This is a genomic window from Akkermansia sp. N21116 (genome assembly GCF_029854705.2).
Taxonomy (GTDB): Bacteria; Verrucomicrobiota; Verrucomicrobiia; order Verrucomicrobiales; family Akkermansiaceae; genus Akkermansia.
Genome location: NZ_CP139035.1, coordinates 119,937 through 137,213, shown reverse-complemented (window position 1 = coordinate 137,213; position 17,277 = coordinate 119,937). Strand labels below are relative to the sequence as shown.

The 17,277-nt window shown below is 52.8% G+C and carries 14 protein-coding genes; 4 read left to right on the top strand and 10 right to left on the bottom strand.

Annotated features, from left to right (window positions below; genetic code table 11):
• Positions 1 to 43: 43 nt before the first annotated feature.
• Positions 44 to 2,725 carry a hypothetical protein gene (locus QET93_RS00500; RefSeq protein ID WP_280132605.1) on the bottom strand — a complete coding sequence of 894 codons (2,682 nt, stop codon included), beginning with the start codon at positions 2,723 to 2,725 and terminating at the stop codon, positions 44 to 46.
• Positions 2,726 to 2,737: 12 nt separating this feature from the next.
• A complete protein-coding gene (locus QET93_RS00495) occupies positions 2,738 to 4,012 on the bottom strand; it encodes a hypothetical protein (RefSeq protein WP_280132604.1) in 1,275 nt (424 codons plus the stop codon).
• A gap of 154 nt (positions 4,013 to 4,166) precedes the next feature.
• On the opposite strand from QET93_RS00495, the gene QET93_RS00490 reads away from it, so the two are divergent.
• Positions 4,167 to 5,957: an alpha-L-fucosidase gene (locus QET93_RS00490; protein ID WP_280126709.1), complete on the top strand. Its 1,791-nt coding sequence runs from the start codon at positions 4,167 to 4,169 to the stop codon at positions 5,955 to 5,957.
• A 154-nt stretch (positions 5,958 to 6,111) separates the two neighbouring features.
• Positions 6,112 to 6,525 carry a GNAT family N-acetyltransferase gene (locus tag QET93_RS00485; protein WP_280132603.1) on the top strand — a complete coding sequence of 138 codons (414 nt, stop codon included), beginning with the start codon at positions 6,112 to 6,114 and terminating at the stop codon, positions 6,523 to 6,525.
• Between the two features lie 96 nt (positions 6,526 to 6,621).
• Here the strand turns inward: QET93_RS00485 and tsf are convergent, their stop codons facing one another.
• From tsf to QET93_RS00460, 5 genes are all read right to left on the bottom strand, one after another.
• Positions 6,622 to 7,500, bottom strand: coding sequence for a translation elongation factor Ts (gene tsf / locus QET93_RS00480; RefSeq protein ID WP_280126711.1), 879 nt, complete (start codon positions 7,498 to 7,500; stop codon positions 6,622 to 6,624).
• Between the two features lie 27 nt (positions 7,501 to 7,527).
• Entirely contained in the window at positions 7,528 to 8,229 is a 702-nt protein-coding gene (rpsB, locus tag QET93_RS00475) for a 30S ribosomal protein S2 (protein ID WP_280126712.1), read from the bottom strand.
• Positions 8,230 to 8,443: 214 nt separating this feature from the next.
• Complete coding sequence (locus tag QET93_RS00470; protein ID WP_280132602.1) at positions 8,444 to 10,318, bottom strand: hypothetical protein; 1,875 nt, start codon at positions 10,316 to 10,318, stop codon at positions 8,444 to 8,446.
• A 16-nt stretch (positions 10,319 to 10,334) separates the two neighbouring features.
• Positions 10,335 to 10,754, bottom strand: a complete 420-nt coding sequence (locus tag QET93_RS00465) for a hypothetical protein (protein WP_280126714.1) — start codon at positions 10,752 to 10,754, stop codon at positions 10,335 to 10,337.
• Positions 10,755 to 10,880: 126 nt separating this feature from the next.
• Positions 10,881 to 12,689, bottom strand: coding sequence for an ATP-binding cassette domain-containing protein (locus tag QET93_RS00460; protein ID WP_280132601.1), 1,809 nt, complete (start codon positions 12,687 to 12,689; stop codon positions 10,881 to 10,883).
• A 256-nt stretch (positions 12,690 to 12,945) separates the two neighbouring features.
• On the opposite strand from QET93_RS00460, the gene QET93_RS00455 reads away from it, so the two are divergent.
• Together QET93_RS00455 and QET93_RS00450 are read left to right on the top strand one after the other, a co-directional pair.
• The gene (locus tag QET93_RS00455) at positions 12,946 to 14,469 is read left to right on the top strand and encodes a hypothetical protein (RefSeq protein WP_280132600.1); all 1,524 of its coding nucleotides are present in this window, start codon (positions 12,946 to 12,948) and stop codon (positions 14,467 to 14,469) included.
• Positions 14,470 to 14,507: 38 nt separating this feature from the next.
• A complete protein-coding gene (locus QET93_RS00450) occupies positions 14,508 to 14,756 on the top strand; it encodes a hypothetical protein (protein WP_280126717.1) in 249 nt (82 codons plus the stop codon).
• Between the two features lie 15 nt (positions 14,757 to 14,771).
• Here the strand turns inward: QET93_RS00450 and recR are convergent, their stop codons facing one another.
• From recR to fabF, 3 genes are all read right to left on the bottom strand, one after another.
• A complete protein-coding gene (gene recR / locus QET93_RS00445; RefSeq protein ID WP_280126718.1) occupies positions 14,772 to 15,380 on the bottom strand; it encodes a recombination mediator RecR in 609 nt (202 codons plus the stop codon).
• A gap of 24 nt (positions 15,381 to 15,404) precedes the next feature.
• On the bottom strand, positions 15,405 to 15,884 hold the full coding sequence (locus tag QET93_RS00440; protein WP_280126719.1) for a hypothetical protein: 480 nt from the start codon (positions 15,882 to 15,884) through the stop codon (positions 15,405 to 15,407).
• Positions 15,885 to 15,973: 89 nt separating this feature from the next.
• The gene (fabF, locus tag QET93_RS00435; protein WP_280126720.1) at positions 15,974 to 17,221 is read right to left on the bottom strand and encodes a beta-ketoacyl-ACP synthase II; all 1,248 of its coding nucleotides are present in this window, start codon (positions 17,219 to 17,221) and stop codon (positions 15,974 to 15,976) included.
• Positions 17,222 to 17,277: the final 56 nt, after the last annotated feature.

The following is a 17,277-nucleotide window of genomic DNA, read 5'->3' as shown; positions in this document are numbered from 1 at the left end:
TGATCATTGGTGATCCTTCCCGTGAGGGTTTCGGGAAGACTCGTCAGATTGGAGGCCCATCTGGAATGACGGAGCCGAAAGGAGAATCCTCCTTGCCCTTTTGTCCGGCGCGTCCGGGGTCGGATGCCTTGCCGCGTTCTCCGGCTTTTTGGATGGCGCTTTCGGCATCTTCGACCGGTTTGTCGGACTTGATGGCTTTACGCTTATTGTTGTCGGGTGAGGAGAGGATGCGCTTGATCAGGTTGCCGGACGAATCGTATACGAATTCTTCACGGGTAAAGTTCCAATCGGTTGGATAGGGATGATCGATCCGGCTCAGTTGGCCCCGTTCATTGTATTTTTTGTCTGGGGTGCCCTCTACCATGCCCAGGGGGATTCTGTCGAGCAGGATGGGATAGGCAATTTCAATCAAATTGGTAGAGGATATTTCTTCTCCATAATGGGCTCCGCTTTTGAGAAGGCCGAATGGAGAAAAATCTTCCATCCGTTTGCCGGGTAATTTCAGGAACAGGCGACGGGAGGTTTCCTCGATGAAGGCCATGCGGTTGAGATGCGGAGTAACGCCGGGATAAATATAACGATTGCCGGGTACTTCTTTGCCTTCCGCATCCAGAAAGGTTTCGCTGCCGGAGCTGCCGTCAGGGGATAGTTTGACATTTCGTGTGGCGTAAAGGTTGCGTACCATGACCGGGTTGTCCTGGGCATCCGTGAATTGTTCGATGTAATCGGCGTTGTTCTTTTCGTTCCTCCAGGCGATGCTGCGTTTGTAGTAACCTTCGGAATTGAGGTTGGACGGGTTGATGGTACCCCCCTCATACTCGACGGAGAAATCCAGACCGTTTTTACCGTATTTGCGAGTGACTTTGGTATATCTTCCGGGGGTGAGGGCTTCGCCGCCGGAGGCGGTTCTGTATTCGGTTCCGGTGAGGCGGTTTTTACTGTCGTATGTTCGGAGAATCGATGCGGCCTGTTCCGGGCCATAACACGGGAGTCCTGATCCATTCAAGTAATCCCTTTTAGTTTCCCTGCCTTCTCTGTTGAATTTCAGTTCCATGGAGGCATAACTCCATGGAGTGGAGCCGATGGAGCCATCCGTGTCGCAGAAGACATGCTTGCTGCATTTCCCGTTTTTGTCATATTCATAGTAAATTTTGGAAATTCCATCCCTATTGTAGCAGGGGGAGTTTTCCGGGTCAAAATACTCGATGGACAGAAGGCGGTCTTCGTTTCCCGATTTGATGTAGGTGTACTTGGCGGATGCATAACCCTCCGGACCGAACAGGAGGTTGTCGTTGGCTCCTTCGAACGTTTGGCGGACGAGTCTGCCACCTCCGTCATATTCCATGCGCTGGATATGGTACCCGTTGGGGATGATGATTTTGGTATCGTTGTTGTCAAAATAGGCGATGGATGCCAGGGCTTTCTTTCCCTGGACAAGCTTGTAGGTGAAGGTCTGTCTGGCCCAGCCTCCGGGCCCCATCGCCAGTTCCTTGCCATCCTTGCCGAAGAATGCTGTTTCTTTCAATTGACCGTCGATGTCGTATTCGATGGACTGAGTGGCAAACCCGCCTGTGCAGAGGACCGGGTTGTCGGATTTATCCAGGCAGGTTGTTTTGGTCAGATAACGGGTCCGGTCGTACCGAATGGCGGCGAACCCCCAGGCATTTTCGACGGGGTTTTCCTGGGCGTCCAGCCAGATCGTTTTGAGAGGTTCTCCGGCAGCATCATATTCGAATTTAATGAAGCTGTGACCGAGGATGTGTTTAGTCGGGTTTTTATGTTCGTCGAGGTAGTGGATGCGGGTGAGGAGTGAAGCGGTGGCGAGTGCGGGCAGACTGACACGGGAGGAGGCTTGGCGGGAACTTTCGTTGATGCCTCCCAATTCTTTTTTGAACCGTTCTTGCGGTCCGGATCCTTCGGCAAGATGGTTATTGAGTTCGTTGACTCCCGGCGGAAGCAAGTAGTTATAGATAACGGCATGGTAGCCGAATACAGTCCGGACGGGGTTGCCATCTTTGTCGAAGTACTCTCTGCGGGCGATACATCCCCCCGGTTCTCCGTAAGCAATTCGTTCTTCGGCATAGCCGAGAGAGTTGCCTGTCTTATTGCCGTCTTTATCAAGGAAAGAGATGCTGCTGATTCTTTTCAAATGGTCGTATGTAAATTGCAAAGTGGCGTAACCTTGAGTGGCTGTTGTGATGCAGACGGGGGATTGTGAATCGGTCGACCATCCAAAGATGATCCTGATCGGTTCATAACCGTCACTGACCATCATTGGGTGTTTGGCGGTGTCGAGATACGTAATGGCTGTCAATTGACCTTCCGGAGAATAGGAGCACAGGCATGCGGCCCAGACGTAGGGACCGCGCATCAGATGACCTGCATTGTCCGTGTATGCGATGAGGAGGGGCTTACCCTGCGGATCGCGGATGAATTGTTCCCAGGCATAACCTTTGGGGCCTCCTCCGGGGATGGTGACGCTCTTGAGATATTTTGCAGGGGACAGGTTGCCGGGCTGTCCGGGCTCCGGAGTCTTGAGTGCCTGCGTGTATTTGTATGAAATTTCTACCGTGCGTTTGCCTTCGAATTGGGCCTGGTTGGCTTTCAGGGTGTCGGCATCCAGTTCCGGGAGTGTTTTAAGGTAGTCCTCCAACGTCATTTGGGCTTCGGAGACCGGGAGGAACCATGCTGCCAGGAGAAGAGGGATGAAGAGTATTTTTTTCATGGCAATGGATGGTTACAGGGTTGAAACGTCGGCGTTGTATTTTTGCCAGGCTGCCGAGAAATCAGTAAAGAGTTGTTCCCAGGAGCGTCCGTCTTTGAGGCGTTCGATACATGTTTCCTTGGGAACTCCTTCCTGGCGCATGCGGAGGAAGTCCTTGAGGTTTTTTCCGTCGCGGTTTCTATCCATGTGCATGAAATATGCGGTGATGAGCAGGGCCCGCGTGCGGTTCAGGCAGATGCATTTTTCATCGTTATTATAGATAGCTTCCGGGGCCGTCATGATTTTCTGGAATCCTTCGGGGAATCGGTAGGGGCTTTCAAGTTCGCTTTGTTCTCCATGGGATTTGGCGGCTTTGGCAGCAGAGGCTATTTTTTGGATCATTTTTTCCGTGAAATTGGTCAGGTCTATATTGCCCGTCTCTAGGATACCCAATTGATCCAGGTACATGGCGAACCCTTCCGTGAACGGGGTATTGGTCAGTATGGAGGCAGGTTCTATCGTGTGGATCCATTCATGGACGCAGACGGAGTACAGTCCGCTGTGCCGGTTGTTGGAATGGGACGAGGATTTGGTAGAGGACAGACCGAAGAGTTCCCCGTTGATGTAGCAGATGCCGTTGATATTGATGCCGGGGACCTTGGCTCCGGTTTTCTTTTCGAATTCTTCTTGGTTGCCGTAGATGTAGAATGTGTATTTTTCCGGGCAGAGGTTGTTTTGAGCTCCCGGGAAGTGGAGGGGGAAGATTCGTCCGAGAATGTAGGCCGTTTCCATGTCGAAGAAGGTGTTTTCGATAGCCCTGGTGTTGGTGATGGATTTTGTATCGTAGGCGATACGGAAGTGCGGCGTGTCGAGGTAGGTCCATGTGTCGTCTCTGGCGACGACAGTGGGAATCGGTCTGTTTTCCGGAGCTTCGATGATATCGGGCAGGACTTCGTCCCAGTTGCCTTCTTCCGGCAGGAGGCCAGGGACGATATGACCGGGACGCAGGAAGCGTCGCAGAGGCAAGGGGGTATCCAGGGCGTAGCTGCCCCATTCCCGAGGCATGACGTGGAACGGGATGGCCTGGCGCGAGATGATGGGGATTTCCTCCGGTCCCAGGATGCGGTCCGCATTGATGAACCGGGAACCCGTATCGAACAATTCTCCCGTTCCATCGACGAATGGCTCGATCTGAGGCTGCTGTTTCTTCGTAAGGAAAGAAGCAGGGGATTGTGCATTTGCTCTCCCGGTGATTGTCATGAAGGGAACCGTGCAGAGAAGAACCAGAATGGAACCGAAGATTTTCACAATTCCGGATTGTGTGGTAAATGGAATGAACGGTCAAGAATCAAGCCCGGAGATATTGTAAAAAGAGAACGGAAATAATGTTTGTTTCGGGGAAAAGAGCAGAAGCGGGAGGCCTATGTTGACATACAGGAATGCTGGAATAAGATCATTCCGTATGAAATTCACCCGTATTGTTTCAATTTTAGCTCTGGGTTGCATCTGCGTAGGTGTTGCCCGCAGCGATGCCGCCGAAACCAAGGAGCAGAGAGATGCCCGCATGCAGTGGTGGCGCAATGCCAAATTTGGCATGTTTATTCATTATGGGCTTTATTCCGGTTTGGCGGGCCAGCTCGACGGTAAAAAATATGGAGGAGGAGCCGAATGGATTCAGTCGTATTCCGGAACGGATAGCGATCGGTATGCCAAGTTGACGGAACCTCTTTTTAAGCCTCAAAAGGGTTGCGTGAAGCAGTGGGTAGATCTTGCCCGGCAGGCCGGTTGCAAGTACGTCGTCCTGACCAGCAAGCACCATGAAGGTTTTGCTCTGTTCGACTCCAAGTTAACGGACTTCAATAGTAAAAAAGTGGCAGATTTCGATATCGTCCGGGAATACGTGGATGCCTGCAAGGCCGATGGGCTCAAGGCCGGCTTCTACCACTCCGTGATTGACTGGCACCATCCGGATTACGACTGGCGCCAGGCCCAGGGGCTTCCCTACCCCGAGAATAACAAAAAATTGCCGGTTCATGCGAATCCCGATCATTCCAAGTACCAGGACTTCCTTCATGGTCAGGTCGATGAATTGCTTTCCAATTACGGCAAGATTGACATCATGTGGTGGGACTTCAGTTCCAACCAGTTTGACGGCGACAAGGCTTGGCGTGCGACCGAATTGCTCCGGAAGGTTCATGAAAAACAACCGGGTATTATTTGCAATAACCGTCTGTATGCTTCCCATAACACCAATGGGCCACTGGTGGTGACAACGAGCGAAAAAGGAGATTTCACGACTCCTGAACAGCATATCCCGCCGCAAGGAATTGAAGGCGATTGGGAAGTGTGCATGACGCTCAACGGTACCTGGGGTTATGCTGAACATAACCACAATTGGAAATCGAATGATACGCTGATCCGGGGCTTGGCCGATACGGTCAGCAAGGGAGGCAATTTCCTCTTGAACATCGGGCCGCGTGCCGATGGTTCGTTGCCGGACGAGACAATCAGATCGTTCAAGGCTATTGGTGACTGGATGAAGATGAACGGAGAAGCCATTTACGATACAACGGCTAATCCTTTCAAGCGCTCGTTCCCTTGGGGAGTGGTGACACAGAAGGGAGATATCTTGTATTTAATCGTGTACGAAATCCCTGCAAACGGGAAGTTGAACCTGCCTTTCAGTGCCGAGGGGACATTATCGGCTTCCGCCTTGGCGGATGGTAAAAAGGTTCCTGTCAAGAGTTCCGCGACAGGGGTGGAGCTTGATCTCTCGGGAGTAACTCCCGTTCCTTCCGCTACGGTCGTCAAACTCGTGGGACGGGGACATGTCATTGATGCTGTGATGGGGGGTAAAGACGGTTTTGTTTTGGAACCGGATATGGCAGTTCTGGGAGCCGGTCAGCAGCTTGAAACGGCGGGCGGCAAGACTCATGTCGGTTTTTGGACGGATCCGGATGCAGTTCTTTCCTGGAAGTTGAGTGCCGGTAAAGCAGGGAAATACAAGGTAGACATCACCTATGCTTGTGAAGACAAGTCAGCAGGACTGCCGGTGAAGATAACTGTAACGCCGGGGAACTCCTCCCTCGTCTGGAAGGTTGAAGGCTCGGGGACGTGGCAAAATTTCAAATCGGTGTCTCCCGGTATCGTTACTCTTCCGGCAGGGAAATCTACTTTGAGCCTTAAAGCCGACGGCAAACCCGCTCCCGGTGTTGCTAACATCCGTGAAATTACGCTGACTCCCGTCAAGTAAGACTCCTTCTTGCTTGAACAGGATATTTTTGAATGTTCTCGAAAAACGACCTTTTATTCTCAACGTTTTGCTCTTATGACTTATTGACAAATTCCTGAACAAGAGGAAGGGTTCCAATTTCACCGTCGTGGTGTAAAATAACATTATTATTCCAATGGCCATTTCCTACACAGAAGAAAAGACATTTATTCAGGCGGATATCCAGGAACTCTTCTTATCCGTGGGGTGGGTTTCCGGGCAATACCCATCCCGTTTGTACAAGGCTTTGATGAACTCATCCACTGTTGTGACGGCATGGGATGGGAATCAGTTGGTGGGTTTGGTACGGCTTCTGGATGACAGCGAAATGGTGGCGTACATGCACTATGTTTTGGTTCGTCCGGATTACCAGGGACAGGGTATTGCCGGCAAGATGATTGAAATGGTCAAAGAGAAGTACAAGGACTACCTTTACATTGAGATTATGCCGGAAGAAAGCCGGAATGCCGCTTTCTATGAAAGGCACGGTTTCCAGGTCATGGCGGATGGTGTCGCCATGCAGTTGTGTAATTTCGGCAATCGCCAATAAACTGTTTTTCTTTTGCCGATGTTTGTTGACAAAAAAGGGTTGTTCCTGCGAGTGCGGAACAACCCTTTTGAATTATGAAGGTAGGTATGTTACCTTTTAGATACCCAGCTGGAAGCGGGAGAAGGCAACGACTTCAATCGTGTCGCCCAAGGATTTGGCCGTATCTTTGACCAGATTTTCGATGGTGACGTTGGGATCCTTGACGAATCCTTGATTGAGGAGGCAGGACTGGGCGTAAAGAGCCTTAAGTTTACCGGGAAGGATTTTTTCAAGCAGGTGTTCCGGCTTGCCTTCTTCGATGAGCTGCTTCTTGGCGATTTCCTGTTCTTCTTCGATGAAGGAAGGATCCAGATCGGCGGAAGAAAGGCTGCGCGGGGCTGCGGCGGCAATGTGAAGGGTAATATCCTTGATGAGAGTCTGGAAGGTTGCTTCCTTGACTGTTTCGGCTTTGCCCGTAGCGATGCTCAGGAGCACGCCTACTTTGCCTCCCATGTGGATGTAGGAGGTGATGGCTCCGTTGGCGCCTTCCGCCACGCTGAGGCGGGAGAACTTGCGGAGCATCATGTTTTCTCCGATTTCGATGACTTTAGCTTTGATGAAGTCTTCCATCGTGCTGCCGTTGATCGTCACTTTGAGAGCGGAATCCAGATCCTTGGCATCGGAGGCGAGCAGGGTGTCGGCAACCGTGTTGACGAAGTTCTGGAAGTTTTCGTTCTTGGCGACGAAGTCGGTTTCGCAGTTGACTTCGACGAGGATGCCGTCACATCCGCAAGCGCTGATGCGAGCGGCGATGATGCCTTGATTGGCGGCGCGGTCAGCCTTGGCGGCTGCTTTGGCGATGCCTTTTTCACGGAGGTAGAGAACGGCTTCTTCGAGGTCGCCGTTTGTTTCCGCCAGAGCTTTTTTGCAATCCATCATGCCCGCGTTTGTTTTATCGCGGAGTTGTTTGACGAGAGCTGCAGTGATTTCTGCCATAAATGTAGAGGTGTTGTTCCGGTTGAATTAAGCTTGTGCTTCGGCCTTGACTCCTTTGGCTTCGTTAATGGTCTTGACGAGGCTCTGGAGGATGAGGCGGATGGAGCGGACGGCGTCGTCGTTGGCGGGAATCGGGAAGTCGATTCCGTTCGGGTCGGCATTGGTGTCAACCATGGCGACGACGGGGATATTCAGACGATGTGCTTCGCGGATGGCGATGTCTTCATGATCGGCTCCGACGGCAACCATGGCATCGGGCTTGCCTCCCATGTTACGGATACCCTGAAGGTTGCGTTCGAGCTTCTGGCGTTCGCGGTCGAGAGCGGCAAGTTCCTTCTTGGACATGCTCTTGTATTCCGGAGCCTTCTCAATGGTTTCAAGGTAGGCGAGGCGTTCGATGCTCTTGCGGATGGTGGTCATGTTGGTGAGCATGCCGCCCAACCAGCGGTAGTTGACGTAGTATTGTCCGGTAGCTTCAGCAGCTTCGCGGACGGCTTCCTGAGCTTGGCGCTTGCAGCCGACGAAGAGAATCTTGCGGTTGCGTCCGGCGAGGTCGGCGAGGAAAGCGGCGGCCTTGTCGAGGCACTTTTCAGTTTCTTCGAGGTTGATCAGGTGGATGCCAGCTTTGTCCTTCAGGAGGTACTTCTTCATGCTGGGGTGCCACTTGCGGGTTTGGTGTCCGTAGTGAACGCCGGCTTCTACCATCTGGTTGATCAGATCATTAATCATATGTGTATGTTGTTCTTCCTTAAGCAGGGAGACGCTATGTTTGTTGGAGATCCCGCCGCGTTGTTTCCCCGGTCTCCGTTGTTATGATGCGGCGATATGGAATGGGGAAGAGAAGTATACGTCCTGTTTGTTTTTTTGTCAAAGCGTAAATCTCACGCCGGAGATTGAGCATGAAGAAAAATATCTTTACCCGGCTGGTTTTTGTCATCCGGGGCTATTGCAGCACTTTGGCGAGGAGGCGGTCAATGCCTTCTTTGGCGAATTTGGAGTTGGGATAGATGGAACGAGCCTGGAGGTACCAGGCGAGGGCGGAACCGGTTTCGTTCATGTCTTCCAGCCTCCGAGCCTTGTCGAGGGAGGAGGTGAGGTCGCTGACTTTGGGCATGAGATCTTCGATTTTTTTACCGAGTTCGGGATCTTGGGAGAATGTGGGGAGGTCGCGCATGGTTTTGAGTTCTTCCCATGCAGCGTTTTCTTGTCCCATCTTGGTGAATTCGTCTGCTTTGGCGATAGCGGTTTCGATTCTTGTGATATTGGTGATGATTTGCTTGAAGGCGTCTTCGAGTTTTTCATCCCCTTGGACGACAGGGGCGAAACGGTATTGTTCCCGGAAGATCTGCCGGTAGTTTCGTTCGGCCAGGTGACGCTCGAAGTCCTGCTTGGCGACGACGACGTCGCTGGTGGCGACCATGACTTTTTCCAAGTCGTTGAGCTTGGGATTGCGTGGCCAGATTTCCATGGCTTGCTTGACTTCTTCATCCATTGTTTCCTGGTCTTGTTTGACAAGGGCCTGTTTGGCTTTGAAGAGGTGGAGGTCGCTGGCTCGGGTGTAGCCGGCGATGATGGAGCGGGCTTTGGAGGCGTCAAAGTCGGAAGCTTCGGCGCTGATTTCCTTCACAAGGTTGTCTGCTTCTTCATAATCCTTGGCAGCCATGGCACTGTACAGTTTGTAGCCGGAGCGGAGGACTTTGTGTATCTGGCGCTTTTTCTCGCGGGGGAAGGTGGCGATGGGTGGCATGAATTCCCCCAGAAGGAACGCCTCTGAAAGTCTCTTGCCTGCACCGACGAGCTCTTTTTGCTCGACTTGGTAATCAATGGCTTTCATGTGGCGTTCGACATCTCTGACGGCTTCGTTGGCCAAGGCGTCCAGTGTGGCGATGGTGGGTGGCATGCCGAAGTTTTCGCCGAAGATTTTGGATGCGGCAGATCCTTTTTCGATACGGAGCTTGCTGTCTCCATCGGTGAAGATGCGGTTGTAGACGCGCGTGCCGATGATGACGTGCTGGAAGCGTCTTTGGTAGAAGAGCTGGACGAGTGCGGCCTGGTAGAGAACCTTGGCTTCCAACAGAGAGATAGAGGCTTCTCCTTCAAAGCGCTTGCGAAGGGCCGCAAGTTCCGCCTGGCGGGCTTGCAGATGTACGAATTTGGGGTCTGATCTGTTGAAGGCGGCGCTGGCAACTCGGATTTTGATATCTTGCTTGTTGCGTTCAATCGGGTCGGCATCGCCAAGCCTGCTCAGGCGGTTGGCGAGTTGGTCGCTTTCCTTTTCCATGGCTGCGATAGTAGCTCTTTTGGCCTCGCGGCCTTTTCTGGACAGTACCGACGTGAAAATGACTTGGGCGAGGGTATCGCTGATTTTGGCATCTCCGGGATAGTTGGCGGCGCGAGCCAGCAGGCCTACGGTTTTACTGAGTGTCATAGGATCCGTGTTTTTCGGATTCAGAAGTTTCAGTATTTCATCGATGGTCGCGTAGTATTCCTTGGCTTCTTCCGATGAATCCTCCGGTTCATTGAGGTATTTTTCAAAGCGCGCTCCAAGGATGCGGTTGTCTCCGAGGGGGATGGTTTGTCCATTTAAAGTGACGGTTTCATCCTGCGGGTTGACAAAGGGGAGTTCATTGCCCAGCAGAGGATTATCTCCGGACTGTCCCTGTTGCTGCTGTCCGGAAGCCGGGGGCTGTTGTTGTGAGGCCGCTCCTTGTTTGGCGGGAGTAGGCGCCTGGGCAGGCGGTGGAGTATAAACTTGCGCTGGCGACAGGTGGGTGAGGTAAAGACCAAGAACCAAGGCGGGAAGAAGAAGTTGTTTCATGGCTGCAGAGGGGAGGTTATTTGCAGGGGCTCATGGATTCGACGACCAGGACCCCCTTATTGTCCTGAATGTTGGAGACGCGTACTGTGAAGCGGTATTCCTGTTCGCGCTCGATGTTGATCGTTTTTTTATCTTGAGGGACGATGATGGGAATTCTTTTTTCCATGTTTCCGCGTTTGACGAGGAGGGAAATCATTTCTCCCGAATCCCCGGGGAATCGCTCTTCCACTTTTCCTTGGATGGCATACTTGTTGTCGCGCAGGAGGGAACCGCGAGTGAGGTAGTCTTCGAGAGGCAATTCCAGTTCGTTACTCCTTTTGTCCTGACCGGAGCCTCCCGACAGGAGGGAGACTGCGACGATGAGTGCCAGGATGCCGGCGGCAATGGCGATCAGAGTCGAAGGAGAATTGTTCTTTTTGGATGCGCGTCTGGCCATGATGGGGGGATTTCAGTTATCTAGAATGAAGGAATAGAGGCGTCCAGCCAAGCAGATTTTTACCTGATGTCTATGATTTTCACTTGGCTGGAATAGGAAGAAACGGGGTGTCCGGGATCGGTCCGGCTAGTCCCATTGTGAATGTTTGACGCCGACATAGGTGGCGATAATGCCGACCAGGATATGGATGGAGAGGACTCCGTAGCAAAGATTGGCTGGGGACAGTGTCGTGTCGACAACGACTTTGACGGCATTGTACACGTAGGGTTCCAGGCTGGAGATGCTGCCGGACCACGCCCAATAGGCCGAGATGAACGGACGGATGATTTGCTCGAATTGGGTCGGCAGGGCAAGGACGGCTCCGGACAGGGGGAGCTGGAACCCTACCAGATAGATGCTGAGCAGGGAGGACTGGTCGGGAGATTTGGACAGGGCGGAGATACCCAGGCAGGTTGCCGTCATGGCCGCGTTGGCTAACAGGAGGAAAACCATGTGTGTCAGCGTGTCTCCGCGGAATGCCCAGAAATATTCGACAAATCCGAACATCCACAGGGACTGGACGGCTATGAGGCAGACGAGGAAGGCAAGTTTGCTGAGGAGATAGGCCCCGGGCTTCATTCCGGCGTATTTCTCTTTCTCCATGATGGGGCGTTCTCCGGCGATTTCCCGGGCGGCATTGTTGGATCCCATGAGACCGAGGAGGATGACTTCGAACATGATGATCCCGGAAACGGCGGAACCGACTTTGACCTGATTCTGTTCGATGGCGACTTTTTGCTGGATTTCAGTGATGATGTTCTGATCCCTCTGGGCGCTGTATTTATTGATGGGGTCCTGTCCCTTGGAGGAGAAGAGAGCGACCATGAGAGGGAAGAGGATGATCATGGCGAGCTGGAGGGTCAGCTGCGTTCTGTCGCGGAAGAAGATTTTCCAGCGTCTGCCCAGCAGGGTGAGAAACTGGCTGATGAGACCCGGGGAATCCACTTCATTTTCATCCTCATTATCGGACAATTCGCTTGTGTCGGTATCGGGATCGTTTGGATCGCGGATGGGGGTAGTGGGTGTCTTGTTTTCTTCGATGATCCCGCTATTGTTATCCTGGATGAGAATTTCTCCGACAGCGACTTTTTTGATGCGTTCCTTTTCCGTTTTCTCGTAATAGGAATCTTTGTGCTTGTTCCAGGATTTGCCCCATTTTTCACCGGATTGGACGGCTAGTTTCCGGTAGACGGCCACCGGGTTTGTGACGCCGAAGTAGTGGGCGAGTCCGCGAGGCGATCCGTGGTAGGCGACATTGCCCTGGTGGAGGACGAGGACGGAGTCGTAATCGTTAAGGTTGGCGAGGCTGTGCGTGACGGAGATGACGATTCTGCCTTGTTTGTGGGCAATGTCGCGCAGGAGGGCGACGATTTCCTGTTCCGACTGAGGGTCCAGACCGGAGGTGACTTCGTCGCAAAGCAGGAGCTGGGGTTGGGAGACGAGCTCCATGGCCAGGGCAAGGCGCCGCTTCTGTCCGCCGGAGAGGATTTTAACGCGCCGGTCTGCGATGGAAGAGAGACCGGTTTCCTCCAGAACGGTGTCGATCCGTTCGTCCATGTCTTCAAGATGGGGAAACTTAACGCGGAGGCGTGCGGCGCTTTCGATGTTTTCATCGACGGTGAGCTGGTCGTAGGCAATGCTGAATTGAGGAACGTAACCGATTTCCGATGGATCGAAGTCTTCTTCGGATAAGTCGCGGCCTTTCCAGAAAAACGACCCGTCCGTTTCCAAATTCATGCCGGCGATTGTTTTTAAGAGGGTCGTTTTACCACAACCCGACGTACCGACGATTGCCATAAAATGCCCGGCTGGAATTTCAAAATTGATTTTATTCAGAAGAACCAGAGGTTCTCCGTGGGAATCAACCTCAAATGAAATATCTTGTGCTTTGAGCATAATCGATGAAGGAAAAGGTGGCAATATGCTTGCAGAATGTAACGCCTGAAATGAGGGGAAGTCGAGACTAATTGCGTGAATCAGATTGACGACATGTATTTCTTTAAACTTTCCATAAACACTCTTGAGCCGGGAGGATTTGTATTGTAAGGATATGGGCATGAGCAGGCCGGGTCGTAGAAGCAGGCGATATTCATCGCGTGGAAGGTCGTGGAAGAGAATCTTTCTCGTTTCATGTATCTCTTTTGGAGGTATATTGATTCTTTTCCTCGTAGGGGCCTATTTCTGGATCGGTTCCTATCTGGGCAGCGACGACTTTCGTCACAAAATGGAACAACAGGCAGCCAAAGCTCTCAAGGCTGAAAGTGTAGAGATCACTCCTCTCAATTGGGGCGGGGCCAGTGTCGGAACGGATTCATTCATTGTACAAGGTGCTGGCACCATGGAAAAACTGGAGGTATCCCGCCTGGATGCCGTCGTGGACCGGGCTTCGTTATTAGACCGCCATTTCAGAATCAAGCAGATTACGGCCGATTCCATTTCCATAGCTTTGGCTACCCGGGAAAAGGGAACCTCGGCACCTCCTGCCGTTTCCGAACCTATCCCCGTTGCCGTTGTTTCTGATGAAACTCTGCCGGAGGAACCCGTTTCTTCCGGCGATGGCAAACCGGAAAAAAAGAAGGGGAACTGGTTGAAGGAGTACCTCTTGCCGTTGAAGTACTCCGTGGAGGATGCTTCGATTCGTGATTTGAATTTTACCTACGTGGATGGGGAGCGTACCTATGCCTTGAGCCATGCCGTTGTCCAGATATCCCCGGAACTTGGGAATGACGAATACAGGGTTTCTCTGGAACGGGCCAGGATCGAACTCCCATTTTCTTTTCTAAGGAAAGGAACGTTGGAAAAGGCAATTGCACGGTACAGGCCGGACCGGATTTCGGTGGCGGACTGCCGCATTTTGCTGGATAAGCGGGGGATGATCAATGCCGAGGGAGAGTGGGAGAAGTTCGATTCCCGCTGGTGGGCCAGTGCCGTAGCCCGCGACATTGATTGCGGATTGCTGCTGGATGAAGACTGGGTCAAGAAACTGGAGGGAACCATCCAGGCAACGGCCCGTGTGCAGGGTGACCGTACCGGACTGTTGGAAGTTTCAGGAGAAATGAATGTGGATAAAGCTGTGCTGACGGCTTTGCCCGTATTGGATACGTTGAACGCGTTTACGTTTTCCACCAAATTCAAACGAATTAATTTTGACAAGGTTTCGACGAATTTTAAATATGCCCGGAATGCTTGGCGGTTTACGGATATGGTATTGGTCAGCGATGGGTTGGGGCAAGTGGAAGGCTGGGTTGAAATTGGTGCGGACAAGCAATTGTCCGGGCAATTGAAGATCGGGATTCTGCCGGGATTGCTTGCCATGATCCCCGGAGCTGAGGAAAAAGTGTTTACTCCGGATAATAACGGAGGAAAACTCGGATATCTCTGGGCCAATATGAACCTCAGCGGTACTCTGGATAGTCCCCGGGAGGATTTGAGCGCCCGTCTCATTGCTGCTGCCAAGGATCGGATATTGGGTAGCGGCGGAGTGAAGACCGTTGCCAATCTCCTGCTTGGAAGTGCGGAAAAAGTACTTCATCCAGACAAACCGGAAAAAGATGACCAAAAGGATGCCGGCAAGGAAGATGAAGGGAAGGAGTCTTCCCAAAGGAAGAAACGTTCCATTCAGGCGGAGTTGCTTCGCGAGGCCGGTAATGCTGCCGGGCAGTTGTTTGGCCTGTAATCTCCCTTTTCGCGCTTGATCCGGATTTCCAATCTCTTATGAAACAGTCCGCTTATCCGTCCAATTTTATCAAGACATTCTGCGTTATTGTCGATCGTTTTGCCGAGACAGCTTTTCGAGCTACATTTCCCAATGGGAAGCAGACAATTGCATTTGTCGAATTGAAGAATGCACCTTTGCGCGATGTCTTGAAACCCGGCGACCGTGTTCAGGTGACGGTGTGTCCGTCGGATTTCAATCGAGCCAGGATTGATTCGCTGTGCGACGGAGACAATCTCTCCGTTTGAGGGACAAACGACGGCTCAGCACTCCGTCCGCCCTTGAAGGGCTTTCATCAGCGTCAGGGCATCCGCATGGACGAGACCGGAGCCTGCGGGCAATCCCTGGGCCAGGCGCGAGACACGGCAACCTTTGGCTTTCAGGATACCGGTGAGGTAAGTTGCCGTAGCTTCTCCTTCGACATCGGAACCGGTTGCGAGGATAATCTCGCAGTCTCCTTCCCGTTCAACCCGGGAGATCAGGGATTCGATATTTAAATCTTCCGGGCCGACATCGTCCAGAGGGGAAAGTTTGCCTCCCAGACAGTGGTAAACTCCCTGAAAAGCGCTGCTGCGTTCGATTGGCAGGATGTCCGTTGCCTGTTCGACGACGCAAAAAAGTTTATGATCCCGCATCGGATCCTCGCAGGCAGGGCAGAGTCCCTCGCCTTGGGTAAAGAATCCGCATTCGGGACAGTGTTGGACGGCATCCATGGTTTCAAGAATGCTTTTAGCCAGCGAGGCAGCTTCTTCCCTGTGGTTCTGAAGCATCCAGAGGGCCATGCGTTCCGCCCCCCTGGTTCCTATGCTGGGCAGGGATTTGAGATGCAGGACAAGTTCCAGGACGGCCGGCGGGTAATCCAGAGCATTCATGGAGAAAAGATCGGGGGATCGTCGTTATCGGGATACTATGCTCCGAGCATCTTGATGGCGTTGCAGGATAGCAGCTGTCACGGATGCTCCCAGCCCGGAGACGACCAGGGATAGCAGAATGCCGCCCGGACTCAGGAATACATTCCACAACGCACAGACCGGAGTACACAGGGAAACCAGAACGGTGGCTGCCGCCAGTATCAACAGGCGCATGCCCAACCCGCGGATCCCTAAAAGGGAATGGGTGAAAAACAGAGTAACGGACAGGCTGATGAGGAAGATTGAAAGAGGAGGAACCGTTGCCGCCGAATCGCTTAACAGGAAGGGCGGTGCGGATAGGACTCCCCGGATATGGGCACTCCAATTGGCCAGCCAGCCGATTGAATAGGCAATGACCATGGCGGCCGTGCCGAGAATGCTCCAGACGGCCACCCATAAGATATATTCGTGCAGGATGGTTTTATCCCGGTAGGAGGGATGCTGGGATGAAGCAGTGGAGTCCATGGTTAGTAAGAGGAAGGGGTGAAAGCAATGGGGCACCCCGTCTAGGTAGTACGGAATGCCCCATTGAAAAGATAGTTTCGCGGGGGGCTTTATTCGAAGCGCTTTACAACGACGGTGGAATTGTGCCCGCCGAAGCCGAATGAGTTACTCAGGGCGGCATTGATTCTGACATGGCGAGCCTTGTTGGCGACATAGTCGAGGTCGCAATCCGGATCCTGATTGATGATGTTGATCGTCGGAGGAACGATATCGTCTTGCATGGCCATGAGGCAAGCTGCCAATTCCACTCCACCGGCAGCTCCGAGGAGGTGGCCTGTCATGGACTTCGTGGAGCTGACAAGGAGGCCGTTTTTGGCATGGTCGCCGAAGACGGCTTTGAGCGCCTTCGTTTCGCAAACGTCTCCGACGGGAGTCGAAGTGCCGTGGGCGTTGACATAATCAATGTCTTCCGGCTTCATTCCGGCGTGTTCGAGAGCCATCTGCATGCAGCGTGCGGCACCTTCGCCTTCGGGCAGGGGGGCTGTCAGGTGGTAGGCATCGGCACTGATGCCGTAGCCGACGAGCTCTCCATAGATATGAGCTCCGCGTTTTGTAGCGTGTTCCAGCGTTTCGAGAATCACGACACCGGCGCCTTCGCCCATGACGAAGCCGTCGCGGTCTACGTCGAACGGACGGGAGGCGGTAGCCGGATCGTCATTGCGCGTGCTGAGAGCCTTCATGTTGGAGAATCCGGCGAGGCCGGTGGGAAGAATGGTAGCTTCCGAACCGCCGGTAACCATGACGTCGGCATCCCCGAACTTCATGATGCGCCATGCTTCTCCAATATTGTGGTTAGAGGTAGCACAAGCCGTTACGATGCACATGTTGGGGCCGGCAAAGCCGTGTTCCATAGCAACAATGCCGGAAGAAATGTTGCTGATCATGTAGGGGATCATGAACGGGGAAACGCGATTCGGGCCACGTTCGAGAAGAGTCTTGTGCTGGGCTTCCAGCGTGCCGAGGCCGCCGATGCCGCTGCCGATCATGACGCCGATACGGGTCTTGTCTTCGTTTTCCACATCAAGACCGGAGTCTTCAATGGCCATTTTAGCTGCGGCGACGGCAAAGTGTGTGAAACGGTCAACGCGGCGTGATTCCTTCGGATTTTTGAAGAAGGGAGCAGGATCGAAATCCTTCACTTCACCGGCGATTTTTGCCTGGTAGTCAGTGGTGTCCATTGACTTGATCAGGTCAATGCCGCTACGGCCGGCCTTGAGGCCCTCCCAGGTCGTCTTGAGATCATTGCCCAGAGGGCTGATGACACCAATGCCTGTAATTACGATTCTGCGATCGGTCATAGTGATGTGTTTGTTGCTTGAGTGCTTGCATCAAACGGTATCGTTTGAAGTTGAAA